Source organism: Variovorax pasteuri (assembly GCF_051216435.1).
Taxonomy (GTDB): domain Bacteria; phylum Pseudomonadota; class Gammaproteobacteria; order Burkholderiales; family Burkholderiaceae_C; genus Variovorax.
The window spans coordinates 856,418-874,704 of the sequence record NZ_JBPJZS010000002.1 but is presented as its reverse complement, the minus strand read 5'-3'; the positions used below and the strand labels follow the sequence as shown (position 1 = coordinate 874,704).

The following is an 18,287-nucleotide window of genomic DNA, read 5'->3' as shown; positions in this document are numbered from 1 at the left end:
ATGACGCTTTCCCGGCCGATCACACCGGCGGCAAGCGCACTGCGCGACAAGTTCCGCGAGGTGCGTGCCACGAGCCTGGCGCTTGCCGAACCGCTTTCCGCCGAAGACCAGTGCATCCAGTCCATGCCCGACGCGAGCCCGACCAAGTGGCACCTGGCGCACACGACGTGGTTCTTCGAGACGGTGCTGCTGCAACCGCACGCAACGGGCTACACGCCGTTCGACCTGCGTTTTCACTATCTCTTCAACTCCTACTACGAGGCGTTGGGGCCGCGCCATCCGCGCCCGCAGCGCGGCCTGCTCACGCGACCGTCGGCGGACGAGGTGCATGCCTACCGCCGCCATGTGGACGAGGCGGTGGTGGCATTGCTGGAAACGGGAGGGCTCGACTGGGCCACCATCGAGCCCATCGTCACGCTCGGACTGAACCACGAGCAGCAGCACCAGGAGCTGCTGCTGACCGACATCCTGCATGCGCTGTCGTGCAACCCGCTGCTGCCGGCGTACAAGCCCGCGAGCGGCCCGGCGCTGCGGCTGGCCGCGGTGCCGCCCGCCATGCGCTGGATCGCGCAGCCCGGCGGCGTGGTCGAGGTGGGGTTCGCGGGGCGGCAGGAATTTTGTTTCGACAACGAGACGCCGCGGCACAAGGCGCTGGTGCAGCCGCACGCCATCGCCGACCGGCTGGTGAACTGCGGGGACTACGCGCAGTTCATTGCCGACGGCGGCTACCAGCGGCCCGAGCTGTGGCTGTCCGACGGATGGGCCGCGGTGCAGGCGAACGGCTGGCGGCATCCGGCGTACTGGCTCGCGAGCAACGATCCGCGGCTGGGCCTGGGTGCGCAGTCGCAGGGTGCCGCCAGCTGGCACGTGTTTGGCCTGCACGGGGTGCGGCCGATGGAGGCCGAGGCGCCCGTCTCGCAGCTGAGCTTCTACGAGGCTGCCGCCTATGCCGAATGGGCCGGTGCGCGCCTGCCGACCGAGTTCGAATGGGAGGCCGCCTTCGACGCGCCCGGCATCACGCAGATGGCGGGGCATGTCTGGCAGTGGACACGGTCGTCGTACGACCCGTACCCCGGCTTTCGTCCCATGCCCGGTATCGCGGCCGAATACAACGGCAAGTTCATGGTGGGGCAGCTGGTGTTGCGCGGAGGCAGCGTCGCCACGCCGGCCGGGCACACGCGAGCGAGCTACCGCAACTTCTTTCCGCCGGCCGCGCGCTGGCAGTTCTCGGGGCTGCGGCTCGCGAAAGACCTTTGATCATGCGCAATCCAACTTCTTCGTCGTCTTCGGTGTCGTTCGTGCCTGCCAGCGGGCCTTCGCCAACAAAGCCGCGCGCTTCGGTTGCGGAGGCGACTGCCCCGCTGTCCGAATTCGGGCGCGAGATGCAGGAGGGCCTCTCGCGCTCGCCGCGCAGCATCTCGCCGAAGTTCTTCTACGACGTTGCGGGGTCGCAATTGTTCGACCGCATCTGCGATTTGCCCGAGTACTACCCGACGCGCACCGAACTGCGCATCCTGGGCGAATGCGCGGGCGAGATCGCGCAGCAGGTCGGGCCGAATGCCGAGATCGTCGAATTCGGGGCGGGGTCGCTCACGAAAGTGCGGCTGCTGCTCGATGCGCTCGATTCGCCGAAGCGCTACCTGCCCATCGATATTTCGGGCGAGCATCTGGAGGCGGCCGCGCAACGGCTGAAGGCCGACTATCCGGCGCTCGTCGTGCAGCCCATTGCGGCGGACTACACGATGCCTTTGGTGCTGCCTGCGCCGATGGCGGGTTCTGGGCGCAGGGTCGGGTTCTTTCCCGGTTCGACGATCGGAAATTTCGAGCCCGACGAGGCACTGGCTTTTCTGCAGCTCGCGGCCCGGATGCTGCGTGGCGGCGGGCTGCTGATCGGCGTCGACCTGGTGAAGGATCCGGCGCGGCTGCACGCGGCCTACAACGATGCGCAAGGGGTGACGGGGGAGTTCAACCTCAACCTGCTGCGTCGGGCGAATGCGGAGCTCGATGCCGACTTCGATGTGGACGGGTTCGCGCATGCGGCGTTCTACAACGCGCCACGGCGGCGGATCGAGATGCACCTGGTGAGCCGGCGGGCTCAGAGCGTTTCGTTGAATGGGGAACGGTTCGGGTTCGAGGAGGGGGAGACCATTCATACGGAGTACTCGCACAAGTTCACTGTCGAGGGACTGCGTGCGTTGGCTACTCGTGCGGGGTTTCGGCCTGGGGCTGTTTGGACGGATCCTGAGAGGCTCTTCAGCGTTCATTGGTTGGCTGCCTAGTTTTGGGTTTCGGGGCCGGGACTCGCCCCGGCGGGCGACTTACTTTCTTTTGCTTCGCCAAAAGAAAGTAAGCAAAGAAAAGGCGACCCCACTGTCTGCGACCCCTTCGCTTCGCTACGGGCAACCTGCGGTGCTCGCGTTTCGCGGGGTCTCGCAGAACTCGCTTCGCTCAAACAGCTGCGAGCCCTGATCCGCGAAACACTGCGCTCCTCGGCGCAGCCAGAGGGGGTGGAGACCTATCGGGCCATTGCTTCGCTCGGCCACCAAGCCGCCGCAGGCGCTGAGCGCCTGCGGCGGTTGGGTATCGGATCTGCAGTCTTGGCTGCTGGCTGCTGGCTGCTGGCTGCTGGCTGCTGGCTGTTGGCTGTTTGGAGCCGAGCGCAGCGATGGCGTTTCGGTATCCCAACCCCTTCTGGATGCGCCGAGGAGCGCAGCGTTTCGCGGATCAGGGCTTGCCCTTGTTTGAGCGAAGCGAGTTTGGGCGAGACCCCGCGAAACGTGAGCACCGCAGGTTGCCCGCAGCGAAGCGAAGGGACGCAGCCAGCAGGGGTCGCCTTTCTTTGCTTACTTTCTTTGGCGAAGCAAAGAAAGTAAGTCGCCCGCCGGGGCGAGACCCGGCCCCGGAAAATAAACCACCCCAAACAGGGTAGATACGGCAACGAAGGCGGGCTCCGCCGAAGCAGCGGCACAATACCCCTGCCCCGTGCGGCAGCGCAACGGCCAGCGCCCGCAACCCTCCCTCTGGAGACCAAGATCATGAAAGCAACCTGGAACGGCGTCACCATCGCCGAAAGCGACGACACCGTGCTCGTCGAAGGCAACCACTACTTCCCGATGAGTTCGCTCCATCGTGATCACGTGACCTTCAGCAACCACAAGACCACCTGCCCCTGGAAGGGCACCGCGAGCTACTACTCGCTGCTGGTCAACGGCGAACTCAACACCGACGCCGCCTGGTACTACGCCGACCCGAAGCCCGAAGCCGAAGAAGTCCGCGACCGCGTGGCGTTCTGGAAGGACGTGAAGGTCAGCGCGCAGTGACCACAGCGGCTTTCACCCCCCCGTTCATCGCCCCTGCCGAACTCCCCGCCGCACTGCGCGAGCAGGGCTACGCGGTGCTGAGCCCGCAGGGCGTCGGCGAATGGCTGGGCGTGCCGCTCGCGCAACTCGAGGCACTGCACGCCGACTGGAACGACCTGCCGCCCGACGAGTACCTGAAGGACGGCGGGCACTACCGCACGCGGCGCCATGCCTGCTTCACCGTCGAGGCCGACGACCACGCCACGCTGGCGCAGGTGCCGCATCGCGCGCACTGGCAGCCGGTCGAATACAACGCGCTGCACGGCGGCATGCAGCGCTGGTTCGCGCCGATGCGCGAGGCCACGGTGGCGCAGCCCGTGTGGCAGCGGCTGCTGCAGCAGCTCGGCAAGGCCAGCAGCGACATGCGCGGCGCACCGCAACGCTGGTACGTGGAAGCGCACCAGTTCCGCATCGACACCGCCGGCGGCATCGGTCGCCCGACGCCCGAAGGCGCGCACCGCGACGGCGTCGACCTGGTCGCGGTCGCGCTGGTTGGCCGCCACGGCATCAAGGGCGGCGAGACGCGCGTGTTCGAGGCCAACGGCCGTCGCGGCGAGCGTTTCACCATGACCGAGCCGTGGAGCCTGCTGGTGCTCGACGACGCGCGCGTGATCCATGAATCCACGCCGATCCAGCCGCTGGAAGAGGGCGGCGAAGGCTGGCGCGACACGCTCGTGATCACCTGCCGCGCCCAGGGCTTCCAGGGAAGCTGAAAACCCGCGTAAGGCGAACGCGCGCAAGCGCGTCGCCGTTGCTGGCCGGAGTCCTACAGTCCGGTCGGGCAACAGAGGTTAAATTCGAGTCCCGGTCTCTTGTGCCTTTTAGAGGCCGTGTCTGTCTGCGAACGAAAGCGAGGTCCCGCCATGTTCAATCACATCCTGGTTCCGATCGACGGCTCCGAAACTTCCATGCTCGCCGTCAGCAAGGCCAGCGGCCTCGCATTGGCATTTGGGAGCCGCATCACGCTGATTCACGTGATCGACAACTATCCCTTCATTGGCGTGGGCGCGGACTATGCGCTCGGCCAGAACGAATACCTCGCCGCTGCCACCGCGAGTGCCAATGCGGCACTTGCACGCGGCGTGGCTGCCCTCGCAGCCGAAGGCCTGCACAGCGACCAGCGCGTGATCGACGGCCACGTGGTGCACGAAGGCATCGTCGACACGGCCATTGCCATCGCAGCCGACCTGATCGTGATGGGCTCGCACGGCCGCAGCGGCATCGAGAAACTGCTGCTGGGCAGCGTCACGCAGCGCGTGCTGCAGGACGCGAACATGCCCGTGCTGGTGGTCAAGGGCGGCTTCAACTAACCGGGCGCGAAATCGGCCGGCCGCTCGAAGCGAAGGTCCTGCTGCGTCACCGGGTGCACGAAGCCCAGTTCGCTCGCATGCAGCAGCAGGCGCGGCGCGCGGGCCTGCACCGCGGCATCGGCGTACAGCGCATCGCCCAGGATCGGGTGGCCGATCGACAGCAGGTGCACGCGCAGCTGGTGCGTGCGGCCGGTCATGGGCTCCAGCATCACATGCGTTGCCGTGGCTTCCCCCTCTGACGAAGAAGAAACCGCCTTCCACCGCGTGAGGCTCGGCTTGCCCGCCGGGTCGACCTTCTGCAGCGGGCGGCGCGGCCAGTCGGCCATCAGCGGCGCGTCGATCAGCGACCAGTCTTCGCGCATCGGCATCGCACCGTCGACGACGGCTTCATAGCGCTTGTGCACCCGCCGCTCGGCAAAGGCCGCGCTCAGCGCGCGCTGCATGGCAAGGCCGCGCGCCATCACCACCAGGCCGCTGGTGCCCATGTCGAGCCGATGCACGATCAGCGCGTCGGGCCACCGCTGCATGGCGCGCGCGCTCAGGCAGTCCTGCTTGTCCTCGCCGCGGCCGGGCACGCACAGCAGGCCGGCTGGCTTGTCGAACACGAGCAGGTACGAGTCTTCGTGAACGGGGGGAAGAGCAGGGCAGGGAGGCGACGGCGCGGTCATGGGAGCCGTCGAGTGTAGAGAGCCCGCCAAGGCCCTGGCAGAGGGGCTTGAAGGGCCGTTGCGGTGCCCTCACCGCCCGCTCATGAAGCCTCGGCTATCCTCGAACGAATGTCCGGCCCCGCTTCCGCCTCCACTTCCTCCCCAGGTGCCACCGCCGCTTCGGCGCCCGGCACCGTCTCTCCCCCCAGCTTTTCCGACCTGACGCGCGAACGTCCGTTCATGCAGATGTGGACGGCGCGCCTGTTCGGCACCGCCGCCTCGCAGATGCTGCTGGTGGCCATCGGCTGGCACATGTACGACCTCACCGGCAGCGCCTGGGACCTGGGCCTGGTCGGCCTCTACCAGTTCGTGCCCGCGCTGCTGCTGGCCTTGCTGGCCGGCCACATCGTCGACCGCCACCACCGCGGGCGCATCGTGGCCGCCTGCTTCGCGGTGCAGGGTCTGGTGGCGCTGGTGCTGCTGCTGGCGGTGATGGAAAAGCACGACACCCGCGGCCTGCTGCTGGGGCTGTCGCTGGTGCTGGGCGCGGTGCGCGCCTTCCAGATGCCCGCGCAGCAGGCGCTCACGCCGCTGCTGGTGCCGCCGACGATGCTGGCGCGTGCGATGGCCTTCAGCTCGGCCGGCATGCAGGGCGCGATCATCGGCGGGCCTGCCCTGGGCGGCCTGCTGTTCGTGGCGGGCATGGCGGTGGTCTACGGGGCCAGCGTGGCGTGCTTCGTCGTCGCATGTGTGCTGGTGCTGCGCCTGCGCTATGCCTACACGCCGGCCGCGCGCGAGCCGGTGACGCTGGCCACGGTGTTCGCGGGCGTCGATTTCATCTGGAAGCGCAAGCCCGTGCTCGGCGCGGTCTCGCTCGACCTGTTCGCGGTGCTGCTGGGCGGCGCGGTGGCGCTGCTGCCGATCTATGCCAAGGACATCCTGCACACCGGCCCCTGGGGGCTCGGGCTGCTGCGCGGCGCGCCGGCCGTGGGCGCGCTGGTGATGTCGATCGTGCTCACGCGCCGGCCGGTGGAACGCCACGTGGGGCGCACGCTGCTGATCGCCATCGCGCTGTTCGGGCTGTGCATGGTGGTGTTCGGCATCTCGAAGAGCTTCGTCGTGTCGCTGGTCGCACTCGCGGTTTCGGGCGGCGCGGACATGGTCAACGTCGTGATCCGCCAGACGCTGGTGCAACTGGAAACGCCCGACGGCATGCGCGGGCGGGTGAGCGCGGTCAATTCGATCTTCATCGGCGCGAGCAACCAGCTGGGCGAGTTCGAGTCGGGCGCCACGGCGGCGCTGCTGGGTCCGGTCGGCTCGGTCGTGGTGGGCGGCGTGGGCACGATGCTGGTCGCCATCACCTGGTTCAAGCTGTTCCCCTCGCTGGCGCAGCGCGACCGGCTGGTGGTGGCCGCGCCTGTCGCGCGACCCTAGTCGGCGAACAGCGATCGCGCGAGCGGCGCGTCCAGCGAGAGCTCGCTGACGGCCTCGGCCACGCAGGGCAGGATCCAGCCTTCGTCCTTTTCGTCGGCACTCAGGCCGGGCCATTCGATGGTGTGGCGGGTTTCGCCCGACAGCCGCCGGCAGATGCAGGTGCGGCAGGTGCCGTTGCGGCACGAGCTCGGCAGCTCGATGCCGGCCGCTTCGGCGGCTTTCAGCAGCGTGGTGCCGGCCTCGGCGTCGAACGCGAGGCCCGACGGCTCGAGTCGAACCTTCATGGCTGCGGCGGCTGATCCGGTTGTGGGGGTTGCTGTTGCTGCTGTTCGCGGCGTTGCTCGCGCAGCATGAAGAGATAGAGGCTCTCGACCTTCTCGCGCGCCCACGGCGTCTTGCGCAGGAACTTGAGGCTGGAGCCCACGCTCGGGTCGATCGCGAAACAACGGATGGGAACGAGCTCGCCCAGGTGCTCCCATCCGTAGTGATCGGCCAGCGCCGTGACGATGGCCTCCAGCGTGAGCCCGTGCAGCGGGTTGCGCGGCTGGGCCTTCTTGACTGCGGGCGCCGGTGCTGGCGCTTCGTCCGTCACTTGTTCTTGAGCTTGCCGCGGGGGATCACGGCGGTCGTGATCGTGCGCACGGGCTCGATGCCGCCGGTGCCCACGGGCTTGGGTGGCGAAGTGTCCTTTTTCGGTTTCTTCGCTTCCTTGGTGGCGCGTTGTTGACCTTTGGCCATGTCGATTTCTCCTGTTGTTACGACGGATGCAACAAGCAGTTTAGCGGTGCGGCGACAATACGCGGTTCCATCCGATTCCCCGCATTCATGTCAGATTACGAAGTTCGACCCGCTACCCTGCGCGACGCCAAGTCCGTCGCCGAAGTCCATGCCCTGGCCGCCAAGGCGGCCTACCAAGGCATCCTCCCCGAAGAAGAACTGCCCGTGCTGGCCCCGGCCTCGCGCGAGGCCAAGTGGCGCGAAGCCATCGAATACAGCGAACCGCAGGTGCGCGTGGCCGTGCTGGGCAGCGAAATCGTCGGTTTCGTGGGCTACGACCGCTCGCGCGACCCCAAGACGCCGCCCACGACCGGCGAAATCTGGGCCATCTACGTCAAGCCCGAGCATTGGGGCAAGGGCGTGGGCGTGGCCCTGTGGGACGCCGCGCGCGAAGGCCTCGAAGAAGAGGGCTGCACCACGGTCACCGTGTGGGTGCCCATTCGCAACGACCGCGCCCTGCGCTTCCATGAACTCGCCGGCTTCAAGCGCGAGATGAAGACCGCCAAGACGACCGCCATGGGCTCGGTGCGCGTCGAAGAAATCCGCCTCAAGCGCACCGTCGCCTGACCGGCATGCACGCCGACGGCACCCCCCTCGACCACGCCGCGCGCGTGCGCGCCCACCGGCGCCGCACGAGCCTCGTGCAGTGGATCCGTCGCACCCACGGCTGGTTCGGCCTGTGGGGCGCGGTGCTGGGGCTGCTGTTCGGGTTCAGCGGCATCTGGCTCAACCACCGCAACGTGCTGAAGCTGCCGCAGGCGCAGGAGCGCACGCGCGCCCAGCTGGCGCTGCCCGACCCGGTGCCCGAAACGCCCGAGGCCATGAGCCAGTGGCTGCAGGGCGCGCTGCGCATGAGCGGGCCGCCCAACTCGTCGCGCATCGAGCCGGCCAAACCGGTGGCCTGGGCCGACAAGAGCGACAAGAGCGCCCCCGCCCTCATGCAGCCGGCCCACTGGGTGTTCAGTTTCGGCGGGCCCAACGAAACGGTGCAGGCCGAGTACTGGCAGGGCAACCGCTCCGTCGGTGTGGCCACCACGCACAACGGCTTTGTCGCCACGCTCACCAGCATGCACAAGGGCGGCGGCATGCCGCTGCCCTGGATCCTGCTGGTCGACACGCTGGCCGGCAGCCTGATCTTCCTGTCGCTCTCGGGCGTGGCTTTGTGGATGCTCACGCATCGTCGCCGCCGCGTGGGTCTGGCGCTGTTCGGCGCCTCGCTGGCCGCCATGCTGGCGATTGCGCTGAGCGCGCTCTGATCCGGGCATAAAGCACGTTTTCCGGCGCCCGTTCAGGGCGGCCGCGTACGGGTATTCCAGGGGTGCGGGGCGGCTGCGGATAAGCTCGCCGCTTCTTTTCAGTCCCCCTACATTGCCCATGGCCACCAGCCTGCTCCTGCTGCTCGACGACATTGCGACCGTTCTCGACGACGTGTCGATCCTCACCAAGGTGGCCGCCAAGAAGACGGCCGGCGTGCTGGGCGACGACCTTGCGCTCAATGCGCAACAGGTGTCCGGCGTGCGGGCCGAGCGCGAGCTTCCGGTCGTGTGGGCCGTGTGCAAGGGCTCGCTCGTCAACAAGGCCATCCTGGTGCCCGCTGCGCTGGCCATCGGCACCTGGCTGCCCTGGCTGGTGACGCCGCTGCTGATGGTGGGCGGCGCCTTCCTCTGCTTCGAAGGCTTCGAGAAGCTGGCCCACAAGTTCCTGCACAAGAAAGAACACGACGCCGACACCGAGCGCCACGAGAAAGCCGTGGCCGACACCGCGGTCGACGTGGTTGCCATGGAAAAGGACAAGATCAAGGGCGCGGTGCGCACCGACTTCATCCTGTCGGCCGAAATCATCGCCATCACGCTGGGCACGGTGCAGGGCCAGCCCTTCCTTACGCAGTTGAGCGTGCTGGTCGGCATTGCGCTGATCATGACCATCGGCGTGTACGGCCTGGTGGCCGGCATCGTGAAGCTGGACGACGCGGGCCTCTACCTGAGCCAGCGCGCGAGCGCCGCTTCGCAGGCCCTGGGCCGCGGCATCCTGTGGGCGGCGCCGTGGCTCATGAAGGCGCTGTCGGTGGCCGGCACGGCCGCGATGTTCCTCGTGGGCGGCGGCATCCTGGTGCACGGCGTGCCCGCGCTGGGCCATGCGGTCGAAGACTGGGCCAAGGCCACCGGCGGCGTGTTCGGCACGCTCGGCTCGATGGGCGTGAACGCCGGCGTGGGCCTGGTGGCCGGTGCCATCGTGCTGGCCGTGGTGGAACTGGTCGGCAAGCTGCGCAAGAAGAAGGCCTGAGCCCGCTGCAGGGCAGTTGCAGGTCTGGATGAAACCCGCCGCGAGGCGGGTTTTTTCATGGGCGCGTCTTGCCGCGCTTGACCAGCTCGCCCACGACCAGCACCGCGCCCAGCACCAGTGCGAACCAGCCGACCAGATAGGCCCCGGCGACCATCTCGAACCAGCGCGTGCCCTGCAGGAAGCGCGGCGCCAGCAGCACGACGGCGCCGATCACCATGCAGAGAATGCCGCGTTCGAGCGTGCGGAGTTGTCGTTTGGGTTGCGCCATGGGTTCTTCGTTCTGGGGGAGTGGAATCAGTGCGTCATTGTCCCGCGCATCGCGGCCGGATGGCCCTGCAGCGGGAACGACCGGCCGGTGGGCACCAGCGTGTCGCCGTCGAGCCGAAGGATCGTGATGTCCTGGTCGATGAAGTTGCCCACGTACAGGTACTTGCCGTCGGCGCTCCACACCGCGCCCTCGGGCAGGCCGCGCACCACCACCTCGTTGGCGCGCGTGACCTTCTTGCCGTCGATCTTCAGCAGCACCACCGAGCCGTTGCGGTTGTAGAAGTAGGCGTTCTTCGCCGCATTGCTGCCGCGCAATATCACCGCCACCGCATGCCGCCCGGTCGGGCTCACGGCCAGGCCTTCGGGGCCGTCGCCGACCACCACCTTGTCGACCACGCGCGGCGGCGCGGCTTCCATGTCGATCACGCTCACGGTGTCGACCTGGCCGTCGGACGCACCCGAGTTGCCGTTGTCGGCCGTCAGCGCCAGCTTGCCGTCGGGCGTCACGTCCACGTTGTAGGGCCAGAGGCCCGCCGCGAGATCGACCTTGTTGTAGCTGACCTTCTCGCCGTTCACCTCGAGCAGCGCGATCTTGTGACTCGGAAACTTGGCGGCCAGCGCGCGCCTGCCGTCGGGCGTGAAGCGCACGTGCGCCACCGAGTCGCCCATGGCCACCGTGTCGATCGGCGTGACCTTCTTGCCCGCGATGCGCAGCACGCTCACCGAGTTGTCGGCGCGGTTGGCCACCAGCGCCAGCGTGCCCGCGCGGTTGATCGACAGGCCCGAGGGCTGCTTGCCGACCTGCAGCGTGTCGAGCAGGCTGGGCGGCGTGGTGGTCAGGTCGATCACGAACAGGCGGTTGTCGGGCACCTGCTTGCGCACGCCGTTCTCCTCGACCACGTTGAGCGAATTGGCGACCAGTGCCAGCGTTTCGCCGGGTGTGATCGCCAGGTTGGTCGGCGGGCCGGCGATGGTGTTGTCCAGCTGCAGCGTGCCCAGCACCCTGGGTGCCAGCGGGTCGGTGCCGATGTCGAGCACCTGCACCGTGTCGCGCCCCATGGGGCCGAGGATGACGGCGCCGGCGTCGTTCCACGACTGCTTCTCATCGTTGGCCACCAGCATCAGCTGGCGCTGCGGCACGGTGGGGGTCATGGACGTGCAGGCCGCGAGCGAGGCCACGGCGGCCAGGGCAAGGGCCGCGAGTGCGGCGGGGCGGAAGTTCATCATGGCGTCTGTCTCCGGTGTTGTTGTGTGCGCGCATGGTAGCGAACGGCGGTCGGCACAATCCGTCGACCCAACCGCCGAGAGAAGACCACCCATGACCATCGAGATACCGAAGGAAGCACGACAGCAGGCCATCGCGTCCATCGAACGCTACTTCCGCGAGAACATGGAAGAGCCGATCGGCAACATCGCGGCGGGCGCGCTGCTCGGATTCTTCCTCGAAGAGGTCGGCCCGCTGGTCTACAACAAGGCCGTGGCCGAAGTGCAGGAGCGCCTGCAGTCGCGCATTTCCGAAATCGACCTCGAGGTGCACGAGGACGAGTTCCAGTACTGGCGCAAGTTCGACAGGCAGAAGAAGGGCAGGCAGGCGTAGCGCCCGCGCATCGCCGTGCATTCAAAAGTGCTTCAAAACGTTGCAGAATTCGCAGCCATGCACCTCCACCGCACGCTCCTTCGCCCCGCGCTTTCTCCCATGCTGCGCGCCCTTGCCGTCCTGCCCTTCGTGTGTGCCGCCTCGATGGCCGCCGCGCAGCAGGACCCCGCCGGCTTTCCGCTCGACTCCGTGGGCTACCTCAACGAGGAACTGCCCCGCATGGAGGCCGCCATCGCCGCGAAGGACCGCAGCTTCTTCCATGGCGCGATGGTCCGCACGGTGCAGTTCTCGGAGCGCTGGGGCTTCAAGGTCACGGCCAACCCCGACCTCGCGGCCTACCCGATGTGCACGGCCGCCGTCATGGACTACGCTGTGGTCGGCATGTGCAGGCTGACCCCGTCCGACGAATGCGAACCCGGGCTGGCTTCGCGCTTCGAGGCCAACGTGCAGCGCTGCCGCGAGGTGGCGGCCAAAAAATAGCAACAGAGACACACCATGGACTACGCCCGCTACCAGACCCTTGTCATCACGCGCCGCGGCGCCAACGGCACGGTGCTCGACATCCAGATGCGGGCGGCCAACGGCAAGTTGCCCACGGCGGGCCATGACGGACACCGCGAGCTGGCCGAGATCTGGCGCGACGTGTCGGCCGACGGCACGGTGCGATGCGCCGTGCTGCGCGGCGAGGGCCTGGGTTTTTCGGGCGGCGGCGACCTCGCCATGGTGCAGGACATGACCACCGACGACGCGGTGCGCCAGCGCGTGTGGAAAGAGGCACGCGACCTCGTCTACAACCTCATCAACTGCGACAAGCCCATCGTGAGCGCCATGCACGGCCCGGCCGTGGGTGCAGGGCTGGTGGCGGGCCTGCTGGCCGACATTTCCATTGCCGCGAAGAACGCGAAGATCGTTGACGGCCACACGCGCCTGGGCGTGGCGGCGGGCGACCATGCCGCCATCGTGTGGCCGCTGCTGTGCGGCATGGCCAAGGCCAAGTACCACCTGCTGCTGTGCGAGCCTGTGAGCGGCGAGGAGGCCGAGCGCATCGGGCTGGTGTCGCTTGCGGTGGACGAGGCCGACCTGCTGCCGCGTGCCTACGAGGTGGCCGACCGGCTCGCCGCCGGCAGCCAGAGCGCGATTCGCCTGACCAAGTACGCGCTGAACAACTGGCTGCGCCAGGCCGGTCCGACCTTCGACGCCTCGCTGGCGCTCGAGTTCATGGGCTTCGCGGGTGCCGACGTGCGCGAGGGCGTGGCCTCGCTGCGCGAACGGCGCGCGCCGAACTTCGGCTGACCGGCCCTGGCTTCGCCAGGGACACCGCGGAACCGGCGTTGCCGGACCGCTGGTGTCGCCCCCTGCAAGGGGCTTAGCTCGATTTGAGGCCCTGCAGCGTTTGCAGGAGCACGACGCGCGTCTGCCCGAGCACCATGCCCTTCCATTCCTCGTTGTCGCAATAGAACGCGTCGCGCAGCTGCGCGCGGATCTCGCGCTGCTGCGACGCCGGTGCGTCGGGGTGGCGGCGCAGCCAGGTGTCCGCGCGCAGGCGAACCAGCACTTCCAGGTCGGGCAGGGTACCGAACTCCAGGCCCATCGGCGCAATGCGTGCGTTCGGGCATTCGTCGTACGCGGTCGAGATGACCGGGCCCGAGACGTCGGCCGAGGCCGAGTTGCCGGCGAACGGCGCGAACACGTCGGCGCCCCACCATGCGTGCGCCAGCGCCAGGTCTTCGGGCGTGTTGCGGCCGGGGTAGATCTTCTCGCCGTGGCCGTAGGGGCCCAGGCCGGTGTGCACGTCGATCCAGCCCAGGTGCGTGGCCGACGCGGCGTACTTGCGCAGGATCGCGCGGATGGTCTTGTTGCTCCATGAGGGCGCGGTGCCGCCGTAGAACAGGCCGTCGGGCGAGGTGTACTGGCCCTTGGTGACGGCCGCGCGGAAGGCGGTCATGCCGTGCTGGCCGATGTAGGCGGCCACGGCCGCGTCGTCGGCGGGCGTCGGCGGCCAGGTGTCGGGCAGCACCAGCGGTTCGACGTCGGCGTAGGCCGCGTTCTCCGGCAGCGGCGCGTTGAAGTCGATGTGGTTGCGGTTCAGGTCGATGTTGTCCTCGTTCGTGCGGTGCAGGTGCGAGAAGCCGTGCGGGTTCACCGCATGCACCAGCAGCAGCGCCACGCCGGCCTGCTGCAGCCGCGCGAGCAGGTCGGCATCGTTGAGCGTGGCCACCTGCGTGCCCGAGCCGCAGAAGCCTTCGGGGCCGTGCGTGCCCGAGGTGACGAGCAGGATCTTCTTCGCATCGATGGCGCCGATCAGCGCCACGTCGGTGGCGAGCTCTTCGCCGAGCGCGCCGCGGTGCGCCGGGTGCACGAAGGACTCGACGGCCGCGCCGCGCTGGGCGGCAGCCTCGAGGAACTTGGTGCGGGCTTCGACGTACGTGCCCGAGAAATACCGCGTGGCGGCGCTGCGTTGTGTCGGCATGGCGTGGGGTTCCTGTGCTTTGAATGTCTTGGAGACGAAGATGAAGAAGGTGAAGGGGGTCAGCCCGCGGCGTGTGCGCCCGCGGCGTCGATGTCGCGGCCCGTATGGTCGCGCAGCCAGAGCAGGCCCAGCAGCGAGACCACCGTCATCGCCACCAGGTACCAGGCCGGCGCCAGCTTGCTGCCCGTGGCGTTCAGCAGCCAGGTGCTGATGAAGGGGGCGAAGCCGCCGAACAGGGCCACGCCCACGCTGTACACCAGCGACATGCCGCTCGCGCGCACCGCCTTCGGGAACATCTCGGGCAGCATCGTGATGCCGGGCACCGTCTGTACCACCAGGCCGAGGCTGAACACCCCCAGCACCACGAACAGCACCGTCGGCGTGGGCGAGGCGTTGAGCCACAGGAAGCCCGGGTAGATGAGGACGGCCAGCGCAATGCGGCTCCACAGGATGAGCGGCTTGCGGCCCACCTTGTCCGACAGCTTGCCCACGAAAGGGGCGAACGCGAACGAGATCAGGCCCGTGAGCGCGGCGCCGAACAGCGCCACCGACGGCGTGAACCCGAGCTCGCGCACCGCATAGGTGGGCATGTAGAAGGTCACCACATACGCGGCCGTGGTGCCGCCCACCAGCGAAAGAACGGCGGCCAGCACCGTCTTGCCGTGCTGCGTGCAGACGATCTTCAGGCTGCTCTCGCGCGGTGCGGCGGCCTGTTCGGGCGAGATGTGCAGCGACTCTTCCAGGTGGCGGCGGATGTACATGCCCACGGGCGCGATCAGCATGCCCAGGACGAACGGCACGCGCCAGCCCCAGCTGAGCATGGCTTCCGGCGAGAGCGACGTCGTCAGCACGCCCACCACCACGGCGCCCATCAGCACGCCCAGGCCCTGGCTGGCGAACTGCCAGCTCGCCATGTAGCCGCGGTTGGACGGCGTGGCGTGCTCGACCAGCAGCGTGGTGGACGCACCCACTTCACCGCCGGCCGAGAAGCCCTGGATCAGCCGCGCCAGCACGATGATGAGGGGCGCCGCCACGCCGATGGCCGCGTAGGTGGGCGTGAAGGCGATCAGCGCGCAGCCCAGCGCCATCAGGAAGATGGTGAGCGTCATGGCCTTCTTGCGGCCGGCGCGGTCGGCGTAGGCGCCGATGACGATGCCGCCCAGCGGCCGCATGATGAAGCCCACGCCGAAGCTCGCCACCGTCAGCAGCAGCTGGCCGTACGAGTTGAAGGTCGGGAAGAACAGCTTGCCGATCACCAGGGCGAGAAAACCGTAGACGGTGAAGTCGAAGAACTCCAGCCCGTTGCCGATCGTGGTGGCCACGATGGTCTGGCGCCTGCGCGCGGGGGACGAAGGCGAGGGCCGGCTGCTTGGGATGCTCATGTCACTCCAGTGGGATTGCTGTTCGAGGTGTTGTGGGTCGAAGGTATGCCTCGACCGCGCCGGATGCTAGAGACTCGGTGCTGTCATGAAAAGACAATAATTGGGGCGGAAAGATAACTTTTGGTTGTCATGGTTGAAACCCTATGGCCCCGCCAGAACGCGCCAACACCCGATGAAACCCAACCAGTTGCACGCCTTCGTGGCGGTGGTCGAGCAGATGAGCATTCGCGCCGCGGCCCGCGTGCTGGGCATTTCGCAGCCGGCCGTGACAAAGATCGTGCGCGAGCTGGAGCGCGAGGTGGGCGCCCCGCTGGTGGAGCGCAGCGTGAAGGGCGTGCGCCTCACCGAGTTCGGCCAGGCCTTCGCGCCGCGCGCGCGGCTGCTGCTGGCCGACATGCAGCGCGCCCGCGACGAGATTGCGCAGATCCGCGACGGCGCCACCGGTTCGGTGTCGATGGCGGTGAGCGCCTCGTTCGCGCTCACCGTGCTGCCCGCCGCGTTCAAGGACTTCCACACGCGCCTGCCCGCGGTCGACGTGCAGTTCAGCGAGGCGGTGCTGCCGTGGATGCTGGCGCGCCTGCGCGACGGCTACCTCGACTTTGCCGTCGCGCACGTGGTGCCGGGCACGCTCGATCCGCAGTTCGAGGCGCTGGAGCTGTTTCCGGTGCAGCTGGTGGTGGGCATGCGCAACCGCCACCCGCTGCGTGCGGCGCGCTCGCTGCTCGAGCTTTACGCGGCCGAGTGGATCCTGCCGGGCGACGACCATCGCGGGCGCGAGTCGGTGGCGCCGCTGTTCACGCCGCTGGGGCTGCCGCCGCCCTCGCGCGTCATCCAGGGCCAGTCGGTCACGGTGGCGCTGGGCCTGGTGGGGCACATGGACCTGATCGGGCTGTTCGTCGAGCCACTGGTCAAGCTCACGTTCAAGCGGCACGGCATCCGCCGCGTCGACATCGAGGAACAGCTGCCGATGCTCAACGTGTGCGTGGTGCGCCGGCGCGGGCAGCTGACGACGCCGGCGGCGCAGCACTTCATCGAGTGCATCCAGCGTGCGTCGGCGGTGGCGATGGGCGCCTGACGGGCGTTCAGGCCGGTGGAAAAGCGACGCCGGCCTCGCCGCTGTTCCAGGGCGCGTGCTTGTGCATGGCGCGCGCGAACAGGTCGGATGCGGTCCAGTTCGCCAGCCACGCCTGCAGATGGGGCCAGGGTTGGGCGTCGAACCACGCGGCATCGACCATCGCGAACTGGCGCACGAAAGGCATCAGGGCCGCATCGGCGAGCGTGGCGTGGGCGCCGGCCAGGTGTTGCGAGGCCGAGAGCCTCGCTTCCAGGCTGCGCAGGAACTGCGCGCCGCGCTCGCGTGCCGGCTCACCGCCGTCGGCGTGGCGCTGCGGGTACTTGTAGCGGTCGAGCTGGGGCTTGAAGTCGTCGTCGCAGGCCGCCACCAGGGCCAGCATGTCTTCGAGCGTGCCGGCCTGCGGCTGCAGCCAGCGCTGCGGATCGTCGCGCCGCAGCGCCCACAGCATCACGTCGAGGCTCTGCTCGAGCACCGGGCCTTCGGGCGTCACCAGCACCGGCACCGTGCCCTTGGGCGACGCCGCGAGCATCTCGGCCGGCTTGTTCTTCAGCGTCACCTCGCGCAGTTCGCAAGGCTGGCCGCCGGCCACCAGCGCGAGCCGGGCGCGCATCGCATAGGGGCAACGGCGGAACGAGTAGAGAACGGGGAGGGCGGTGGGCATTCGGGGAGGGCGGGGGAAGGGCGCGGGAGGTGCGGCAGGCGGAGCCGCCGATTTTCGGCCACGGCGGCGTGCTCGCGGACGGGCGGGTTTTTCCACACAATCGGCGCCATGGGTGAACGCCTCTTTCTGCGCCTCGACGACGACCCGCTGCACGGGCCGGAGTCGAGCGTGCCCGCCGGCACGCTGTGCGCGTTTCCCGTGGGCGCCGCGCTGCGCGGCCATGTCTCTCACATCCTGCGGTACCGCGAGAGCTTCGCCGAAGGCTGCGAGGTGCGCGAGCGCGTGCTGCCCGACGGCGCGGTGCGGCTGGTCTTCAACTTCGGCGATGCGCCGTCCGCCGACGGCGGCCAGGGGCAGGCGGTGGAGGCCATCGGCGCGTCGGCGGCGCCGGTCGTGGTGCGCATGCGCCGCCAGGTCGACGGGCTCTCGGTCACCTTGCACCCCGGCGCCGCGGCGGCGCTGCTCGGGGTGCCGGCCGGCGAGATCGGCGCAAGTGCCGTGCACCTCGATGCGTTGTGGCGCGGCGAAGGCGCGCTGCTGCTGGCGCGCATGGCCGATGCGCCCGGCGATGCGGAACGCATCGCCTTGCTGCACACGGCCCTGCTGCGCCGCCTCCATGGCGGCGAGTCCACCGCAAGAGGAGGCGGCACCGGCCATGCCGTCGCCATGCACGCGGCCCGCCGCATCGCCGCCGCCGGCGGACGCGAGCCGCTGCGCGACGTGGCTGCCGCCGTGGGCGTTGGCGAGCGGCGCCTGCAGCAACTGTTCCATGCCCACGTCGGCCTGACGCCGCGCGCATGGCGCAGGCTGGCGCGCATGCACGGCTGCCTGCGCGCGCTGCGCGCGCTGCGCGCGCAACCTTCGCCGGGCTGGGCAGCGCTGGCGCTCGATGGTGGCTTCTACGACCAGTCGCACCTGGTCAACGAGTTCCGCGCCCTGTGCGGCGTCACGCCGACCGAGTTTCTCGGCCGCGCCATTGCGGGTTCTTCCAAGACGGCGGGCTGAGGGCGCTCTATCTTCGGCCG

The 18,287-nt window shown here is 68.7% G+C and carries 23 protein-coding genes; 14 read left to right on the top strand and 9 right to left on the bottom strand.

Features of this window, described 5'->3' with window-relative positions:
• The 5 genes from egtB (at position 1) to ACSFBM_RS11220 (ending at position 4,669) form a co-directional block, all read left to right on the top strand.
• On the top strand, positions 1 to 1,257 hold the full coding sequence (gene egtB / locus ACSFBM_RS11240) for an ergothioneine biosynthesis protein EgtB (RefSeq protein WP_435484405.1): 1,257 nt from the start codon (positions 1 to 3) through the stop codon (positions 1,255 to 1,257).
• 2 nt (positions 1,258 to 1,259) lie between these two features.
• Positions 1,260 to 2,279 (top strand): L-histidine N(alpha)-methyltransferase, encoded by a 1,020-nt coding sequence (gene egtD, locus ACSFBM_RS11235; RefSeq protein WP_435484404.1) that lies wholly within the window; start codon positions 1,260 to 1,262, stop codon positions 2,277 to 2,279.
• Between the two features lie 756 nt (positions 2,280 to 3,035).
• Positions 3,036 to 3,320: a DUF427 domain-containing protein gene (locus ACSFBM_RS11230; RefSeq protein ID WP_435436443.1), complete on the top strand. Its 285-nt coding sequence runs from the start codon at positions 3,036 to 3,038 to the stop codon at positions 3,318 to 3,320.
• Positions 3,317 to 4,072 (top strand): 2OG-Fe dioxygenase family protein, encoded by a 756-nt coding sequence (locus ACSFBM_RS11225; RefSeq protein ID WP_435484403.1) that lies wholly within the window; start codon positions 3,317 to 3,319, stop codon positions 4,070 to 4,072. The genes ACSFBM_RS11230 and ACSFBM_RS11225 overlap by 4 nt, the downstream gene beginning before the upstream one ends.
• A 150-nt stretch (positions 4,073 to 4,222) precedes the next feature.
• A complete protein-coding gene (locus tag ACSFBM_RS11220; RefSeq protein ID WP_093128323.1) occupies positions 4,223 to 4,669 on the top strand; it encodes a universal stress protein in 447 nt (148 codons plus the stop codon).
• On the opposite strand, the gene ACSFBM_RS11215 is transcribed toward ACSFBM_RS11220, so the two are convergent.
• Positions 4,666 to 5,337 (bottom strand): RluA family pseudouridine synthase, encoded by a 672-nt coding sequence (locus ACSFBM_RS11215; protein WP_435484402.1) that lies wholly within the window; start codon positions 5,335 to 5,337, stop codon positions 4,666 to 4,668. The genes ACSFBM_RS11220 and ACSFBM_RS11215 overlap by 4 nt on opposite strands.
• 108 nt (positions 5,338 to 5,445) lie before the next feature.
• Between ACSFBM_RS11215 and ACSFBM_RS11210 the strand changes: the two genes are divergently transcribed.
• Positions 5,446 to 6,750 (top strand): MFS transporter, encoded by a 1,305-nt coding sequence (locus tag ACSFBM_RS11210; RefSeq protein ID WP_435484401.1) that lies wholly within the window; start codon positions 5,446 to 5,448, stop codon positions 6,748 to 6,750.
• On the opposite strand, the gene ACSFBM_RS11205 is transcribed toward ACSFBM_RS11210, so the two are convergent.
• From ACSFBM_RS11205 to ACSFBM_RS11195, 3 genes are read right to left on the bottom strand one after another with little or no spacing between them, the layout of a single operon-like run.
• Positions 6,747 to 7,034: a 2Fe-2S iron-sulfur cluster-binding protein gene (locus ACSFBM_RS11205; protein WP_435484400.1), complete on the bottom strand. Its 288-nt coding sequence runs from the start codon at positions 7,032 to 7,034 to the stop codon at positions 6,747 to 6,749. The genes ACSFBM_RS11210 and ACSFBM_RS11205 overlap by 4 nt on opposite strands.
• Complete coding sequence (locus ACSFBM_RS11200) at positions 7,031 to 7,342, bottom strand: VF530 family protein (RefSeq protein WP_435484399.1); 312 nt, start codon at positions 7,340 to 7,342, stop codon at positions 7,031 to 7,033. The genes ACSFBM_RS11205 and ACSFBM_RS11200 overlap by 4 nt, the downstream gene beginning before the upstream one ends.
• Entirely contained in the window at positions 7,339 to 7,488 is a 150-nt protein-coding gene (locus ACSFBM_RS11195; RefSeq protein ID WP_435484398.1) for a hypothetical protein, read from the bottom strand. Before ACSFBM_RS11195 ends, ACSFBM_RS11200 begins: the two co-directional genes overlap by 4 nt.
• An 87-nt stretch (positions 7,489 to 7,575) precedes the next feature.
• Here ACSFBM_RS11195 and ACSFBM_RS11190 point away from each other — a divergent pair, with 87 nt between their 5' ends.
• From ACSFBM_RS11190 to ACSFBM_RS11180, 3 genes are all read left to right on the top strand, one after another.
• Entirely contained in the window at positions 7,576 to 8,094 is a 519-nt protein-coding gene (locus tag ACSFBM_RS11190) for a GNAT family N-acetyltransferase (protein WP_435436450.1), read from the top strand.
• 5 nt (positions 8,095 to 8,099) lie between these two features.
• A complete protein-coding gene (locus ACSFBM_RS11185; protein WP_435484397.1) occupies positions 8,100 to 8,783 on the top strand; it encodes a PepSY-associated TM helix domain-containing protein in 684 nt (227 codons plus the stop codon).
• A 118-nt stretch (positions 8,784 to 8,901) separates the two neighbouring features.
• A complete protein-coding gene (locus tag ACSFBM_RS11180; protein ID WP_435484396.1) occupies positions 8,902 to 9,810 on the top strand; it encodes a DUF808 domain-containing protein in 909 nt (302 codons plus the stop codon).
• 55 nt (positions 9,811 to 9,865) lie between these two features.
• On the opposite strand, the gene ACSFBM_RS11175 is transcribed toward ACSFBM_RS11180, so the two are convergent.
• Together ACSFBM_RS11175 and ACSFBM_RS11170 are read right to left on the bottom strand one after the other, a co-directional pair.
• Positions 9,866 to 10,078 carry a hypothetical protein gene (locus tag ACSFBM_RS11175; RefSeq protein WP_435484395.1) on the bottom strand — a complete coding sequence of 71 codons (213 nt, stop codon included), beginning with the start codon at positions 10,076 to 10,078 and terminating at the stop codon, positions 9,866 to 9,868.
• A 26-nt stretch (positions 10,079 to 10,104) separates the two neighbouring features.
• Positions 10,105 to 11,301 carry a lactonase family protein gene (locus ACSFBM_RS11170; RefSeq protein WP_435484793.1) on the bottom strand — a complete coding sequence of 399 codons (1,197 nt, stop codon included), beginning with the start codon at positions 11,299 to 11,301 and terminating at the stop codon, positions 10,105 to 10,107.
• A 94-nt stretch (positions 11,302 to 11,395) separates the two neighbouring features.
• On the opposite strand from ACSFBM_RS11170, the gene ACSFBM_RS11165 reads away from it, so the two are divergent.
• From ACSFBM_RS11165 to ACSFBM_RS11155, 3 genes are all read left to right on the top strand, one after another.
• Positions 11,396 to 11,674, top strand: coding sequence for a DUF2164 domain-containing protein (locus ACSFBM_RS11165; RefSeq protein WP_435484394.1), 279 nt, complete (start codon positions 11,396 to 11,398; stop codon positions 11,672 to 11,674).
• 99 nt (positions 11,675 to 11,773) lie between these two features.
• The gene (locus ACSFBM_RS11160; protein WP_435484393.1) at positions 11,774 to 12,154 is read left to right on the top strand and encodes a hypothetical protein; all 381 of its coding nucleotides are present in this window, start codon (positions 11,774 to 11,776) and stop codon (positions 12,152 to 12,154) included.
• A gap of 15 nt (positions 12,155 to 12,169) precedes the next feature.
• On the top strand, positions 12,170 to 12,967 hold the full coding sequence (locus ACSFBM_RS11155; RefSeq protein WP_435484392.1) for an enoyl-CoA hydratase/isomerase family protein: 798 nt from the start codon (positions 12,170 to 12,172) through the stop codon (positions 12,965 to 12,967).
• Positions 12,968 to 13,040: 73 nt separating this feature from the next.
• On the opposite strand, the gene ACSFBM_RS11150 is transcribed toward ACSFBM_RS11155, so the two are convergent.
• Together ACSFBM_RS11150 and ACSFBM_RS11145 are read right to left on the bottom strand one after the other, a co-directional pair.
• Positions 13,041 to 14,144 (bottom strand): M14 family metallopeptidase, encoded by a 1,104-nt coding sequence (locus ACSFBM_RS11150; RefSeq protein WP_435484391.1) that lies wholly within the window; start codon positions 14,142 to 14,144, stop codon positions 13,041 to 13,043.
• A gap of 59 nt (positions 14,145 to 14,203) precedes the next feature.
• Positions 14,204 to 15,526 carry an MFS transporter gene (locus ACSFBM_RS11145; protein ID WP_435484390.1) on the bottom strand — a complete coding sequence of 441 codons (1,323 nt, stop codon included), beginning with the start codon at positions 15,524 to 15,526 and terminating at the stop codon, positions 14,204 to 14,206.
• Positions 15,527 to 15,698: 172 nt separating this feature from the next.
• On the opposite strand from ACSFBM_RS11145, the gene ACSFBM_RS11140 reads away from it, so the two are divergent.
• Complete coding sequence (locus ACSFBM_RS11140; protein ID WP_435484389.1) at positions 15,699 to 16,601, top strand: LysR substrate-binding domain-containing protein; 903 nt, start codon at positions 15,699 to 15,701, stop codon at positions 16,599 to 16,601.
• A 7-nt stretch (positions 16,602 to 16,608) separates the two neighbouring features.
• On the opposite strand, the gene ACSFBM_RS11135 is transcribed toward ACSFBM_RS11140, so the two are convergent.
• Positions 16,609 to 17,262: a glutathione S-transferase gene (locus ACSFBM_RS11135; protein ID WP_435484388.1), complete on the bottom strand. Its 654-nt coding sequence runs from the start codon at positions 17,260 to 17,262 to the stop codon at positions 16,609 to 16,611.
• 108 nt (positions 17,263 to 17,370) lie between these two features.
• Between ACSFBM_RS11135 and ACSFBM_RS11130 the strand changes: the two genes are divergently transcribed.
• Positions 17,371 to 18,267: an AraC family transcriptional regulator gene (locus ACSFBM_RS11130; RefSeq protein WP_435484387.1), complete on the top strand. Its 897-nt coding sequence runs from the start codon at positions 17,371 to 17,373 to the stop codon at positions 18,265 to 18,267.
• Positions 18,268 to 18,287 lie beyond the last annotated feature (20 nt).

What these genes read in the sequence shown, in the direction of transcription:
- egtB (WP_435484405.1), top strand. Translation starts at nt 1, where the DNA reads ATGACGCTTTCCCGGCCGATCACACCGGCGGCAAGCGCACTGCGCGAC.
- egtD (WP_435484404.1), top strand. Translation starts at nt 1,260, where the DNA reads ATGCGCAATCCAACTTCTTCGTCGTCTTCGGTGTCGTTCGTGCCTGCC.
- ACSFBM_RS11230 (WP_435436443.1), top strand. Translation starts at nt 3,036, where the DNA reads ATGAAAGCAACCTGGAACGGCGTCACCATCGCCGAAAGCGACGACACC.
- ACSFBM_RS11220 (WP_093128323.1), top strand. Translation starts at nt 4,223, where the DNA reads ATGTTCAATCACATCCTGGTTCCGATCGACGGCTCCGAAACTTCCATG.
- ACSFBM_RS11215 (WP_435484402.1), bottom strand. Translation starts at nt 5,337, where the DNA reads ATGACCGCGCCGTCGCCTCCCTGCCCTGCTCTTCCCCCCGTTCACGAA.
- ACSFBM_RS11210 (WP_435484401.1), top strand. Translation starts at nt 5,446, where the DNA reads ATGTCCGGCCCCGCTTCCGCCTCCACTTCCTCCCCAGGTGCCACCGCC.
- ACSFBM_RS11205 (WP_435484400.1), bottom strand. Translation starts at nt 7,034, where the DNA reads ATGAAGGTTCGACTCGAGCCGTCGGGCCTCGCGTTCGACGCCGAGGCC.
- ACSFBM_RS11195 (WP_435484398.1), bottom strand. Translation starts at nt 7,488, where the DNA reads ATGGCCAAAGGTCAACAACGCGCCACCAAGGAAGCGAAGAAACCGAAA.
- ACSFBM_RS11190 (WP_435436450.1), top strand. Translation starts at nt 7,576, where the DNA reads ATGTCAGATTACGAAGTTCGACCCGCTACCCTGCGCGACGCCAAGTCC.
- ACSFBM_RS11185 (WP_435484397.1), top strand. Translation starts at nt 8,100, where the DNA reads ATGCACGCCGACGGCACCCCCCTCGACCACGCCGCGCGCGTGCGCGCC.
- ACSFBM_RS11180 (WP_435484396.1), top strand. Translation starts at nt 8,902, where the DNA reads ATGGCCACCAGCCTGCTCCTGCTGCTCGACGACATTGCGACCGTTCTC.
- ACSFBM_RS11175 (WP_435484395.1), bottom strand. Translation starts at nt 10,078, where the DNA reads ATGGCGCAACCCAAACGACAACTCCGCACGCTCGAACGCGGCATTCTC.
- ACSFBM_RS11170 (WP_435484793.1), bottom strand. Translation starts at nt 11,301, where the DNA reads ATGAACTTCCGCCCCGCCGCACTCGCGGCCCTTGCCCTGGCCGCCGTG.
- ACSFBM_RS11165 (WP_435484394.1), top strand. Translation starts at nt 11,396, where the DNA reads ATGACCATCGAGATACCGAAGGAAGCACGACAGCAGGCCATCGCGTCC.
- ACSFBM_RS11160 (WP_435484393.1), top strand. Translation starts at nt 11,774, where the DNA reads ATGCTGCGCGCCCTTGCCGTCCTGCCCTTCGTGTGTGCCGCCTCGATG.
- ACSFBM_RS11155 (WP_435484392.1), top strand. Translation starts at nt 12,170, where the DNA reads ATGGACTACGCCCGCTACCAGACCCTTGTCATCACGCGCCGCGGCGCC.
- ACSFBM_RS11150 (WP_435484391.1), bottom strand. Translation starts at nt 14,144, where the DNA reads ATGCCGACACAACGCAGCGCCGCCACGCGGTATTTCTCGGGCACGTAC.
- ACSFBM_RS11145 (WP_435484390.1), bottom strand. Translation starts at nt 15,526, where the DNA reads ATGAGCATCCCAAGCAGCCGGCCCTCGCCTTCGTCCCCCGCGCGCAGG.
- ACSFBM_RS11140 (WP_435484389.1), top strand. Translation starts at nt 15,699, where the DNA reads ATGAAACCCAACCAGTTGCACGCCTTCGTGGCGGTGGTCGAGCAGATG.
- ACSFBM_RS11135 (WP_435484388.1), bottom strand. Translation starts at nt 17,262, where the DNA reads ATGCCCACCGCCCTCCCCGTTCTCTACTCGTTCCGCCGTTGCCCCTAT.
- ACSFBM_RS11130 (WP_435484387.1), top strand. Translation starts at nt 17,371, where the DNA reads ATGGGTGAACGCCTCTTTCTGCGCCTCGACGACGACCCGCTGCACGGG.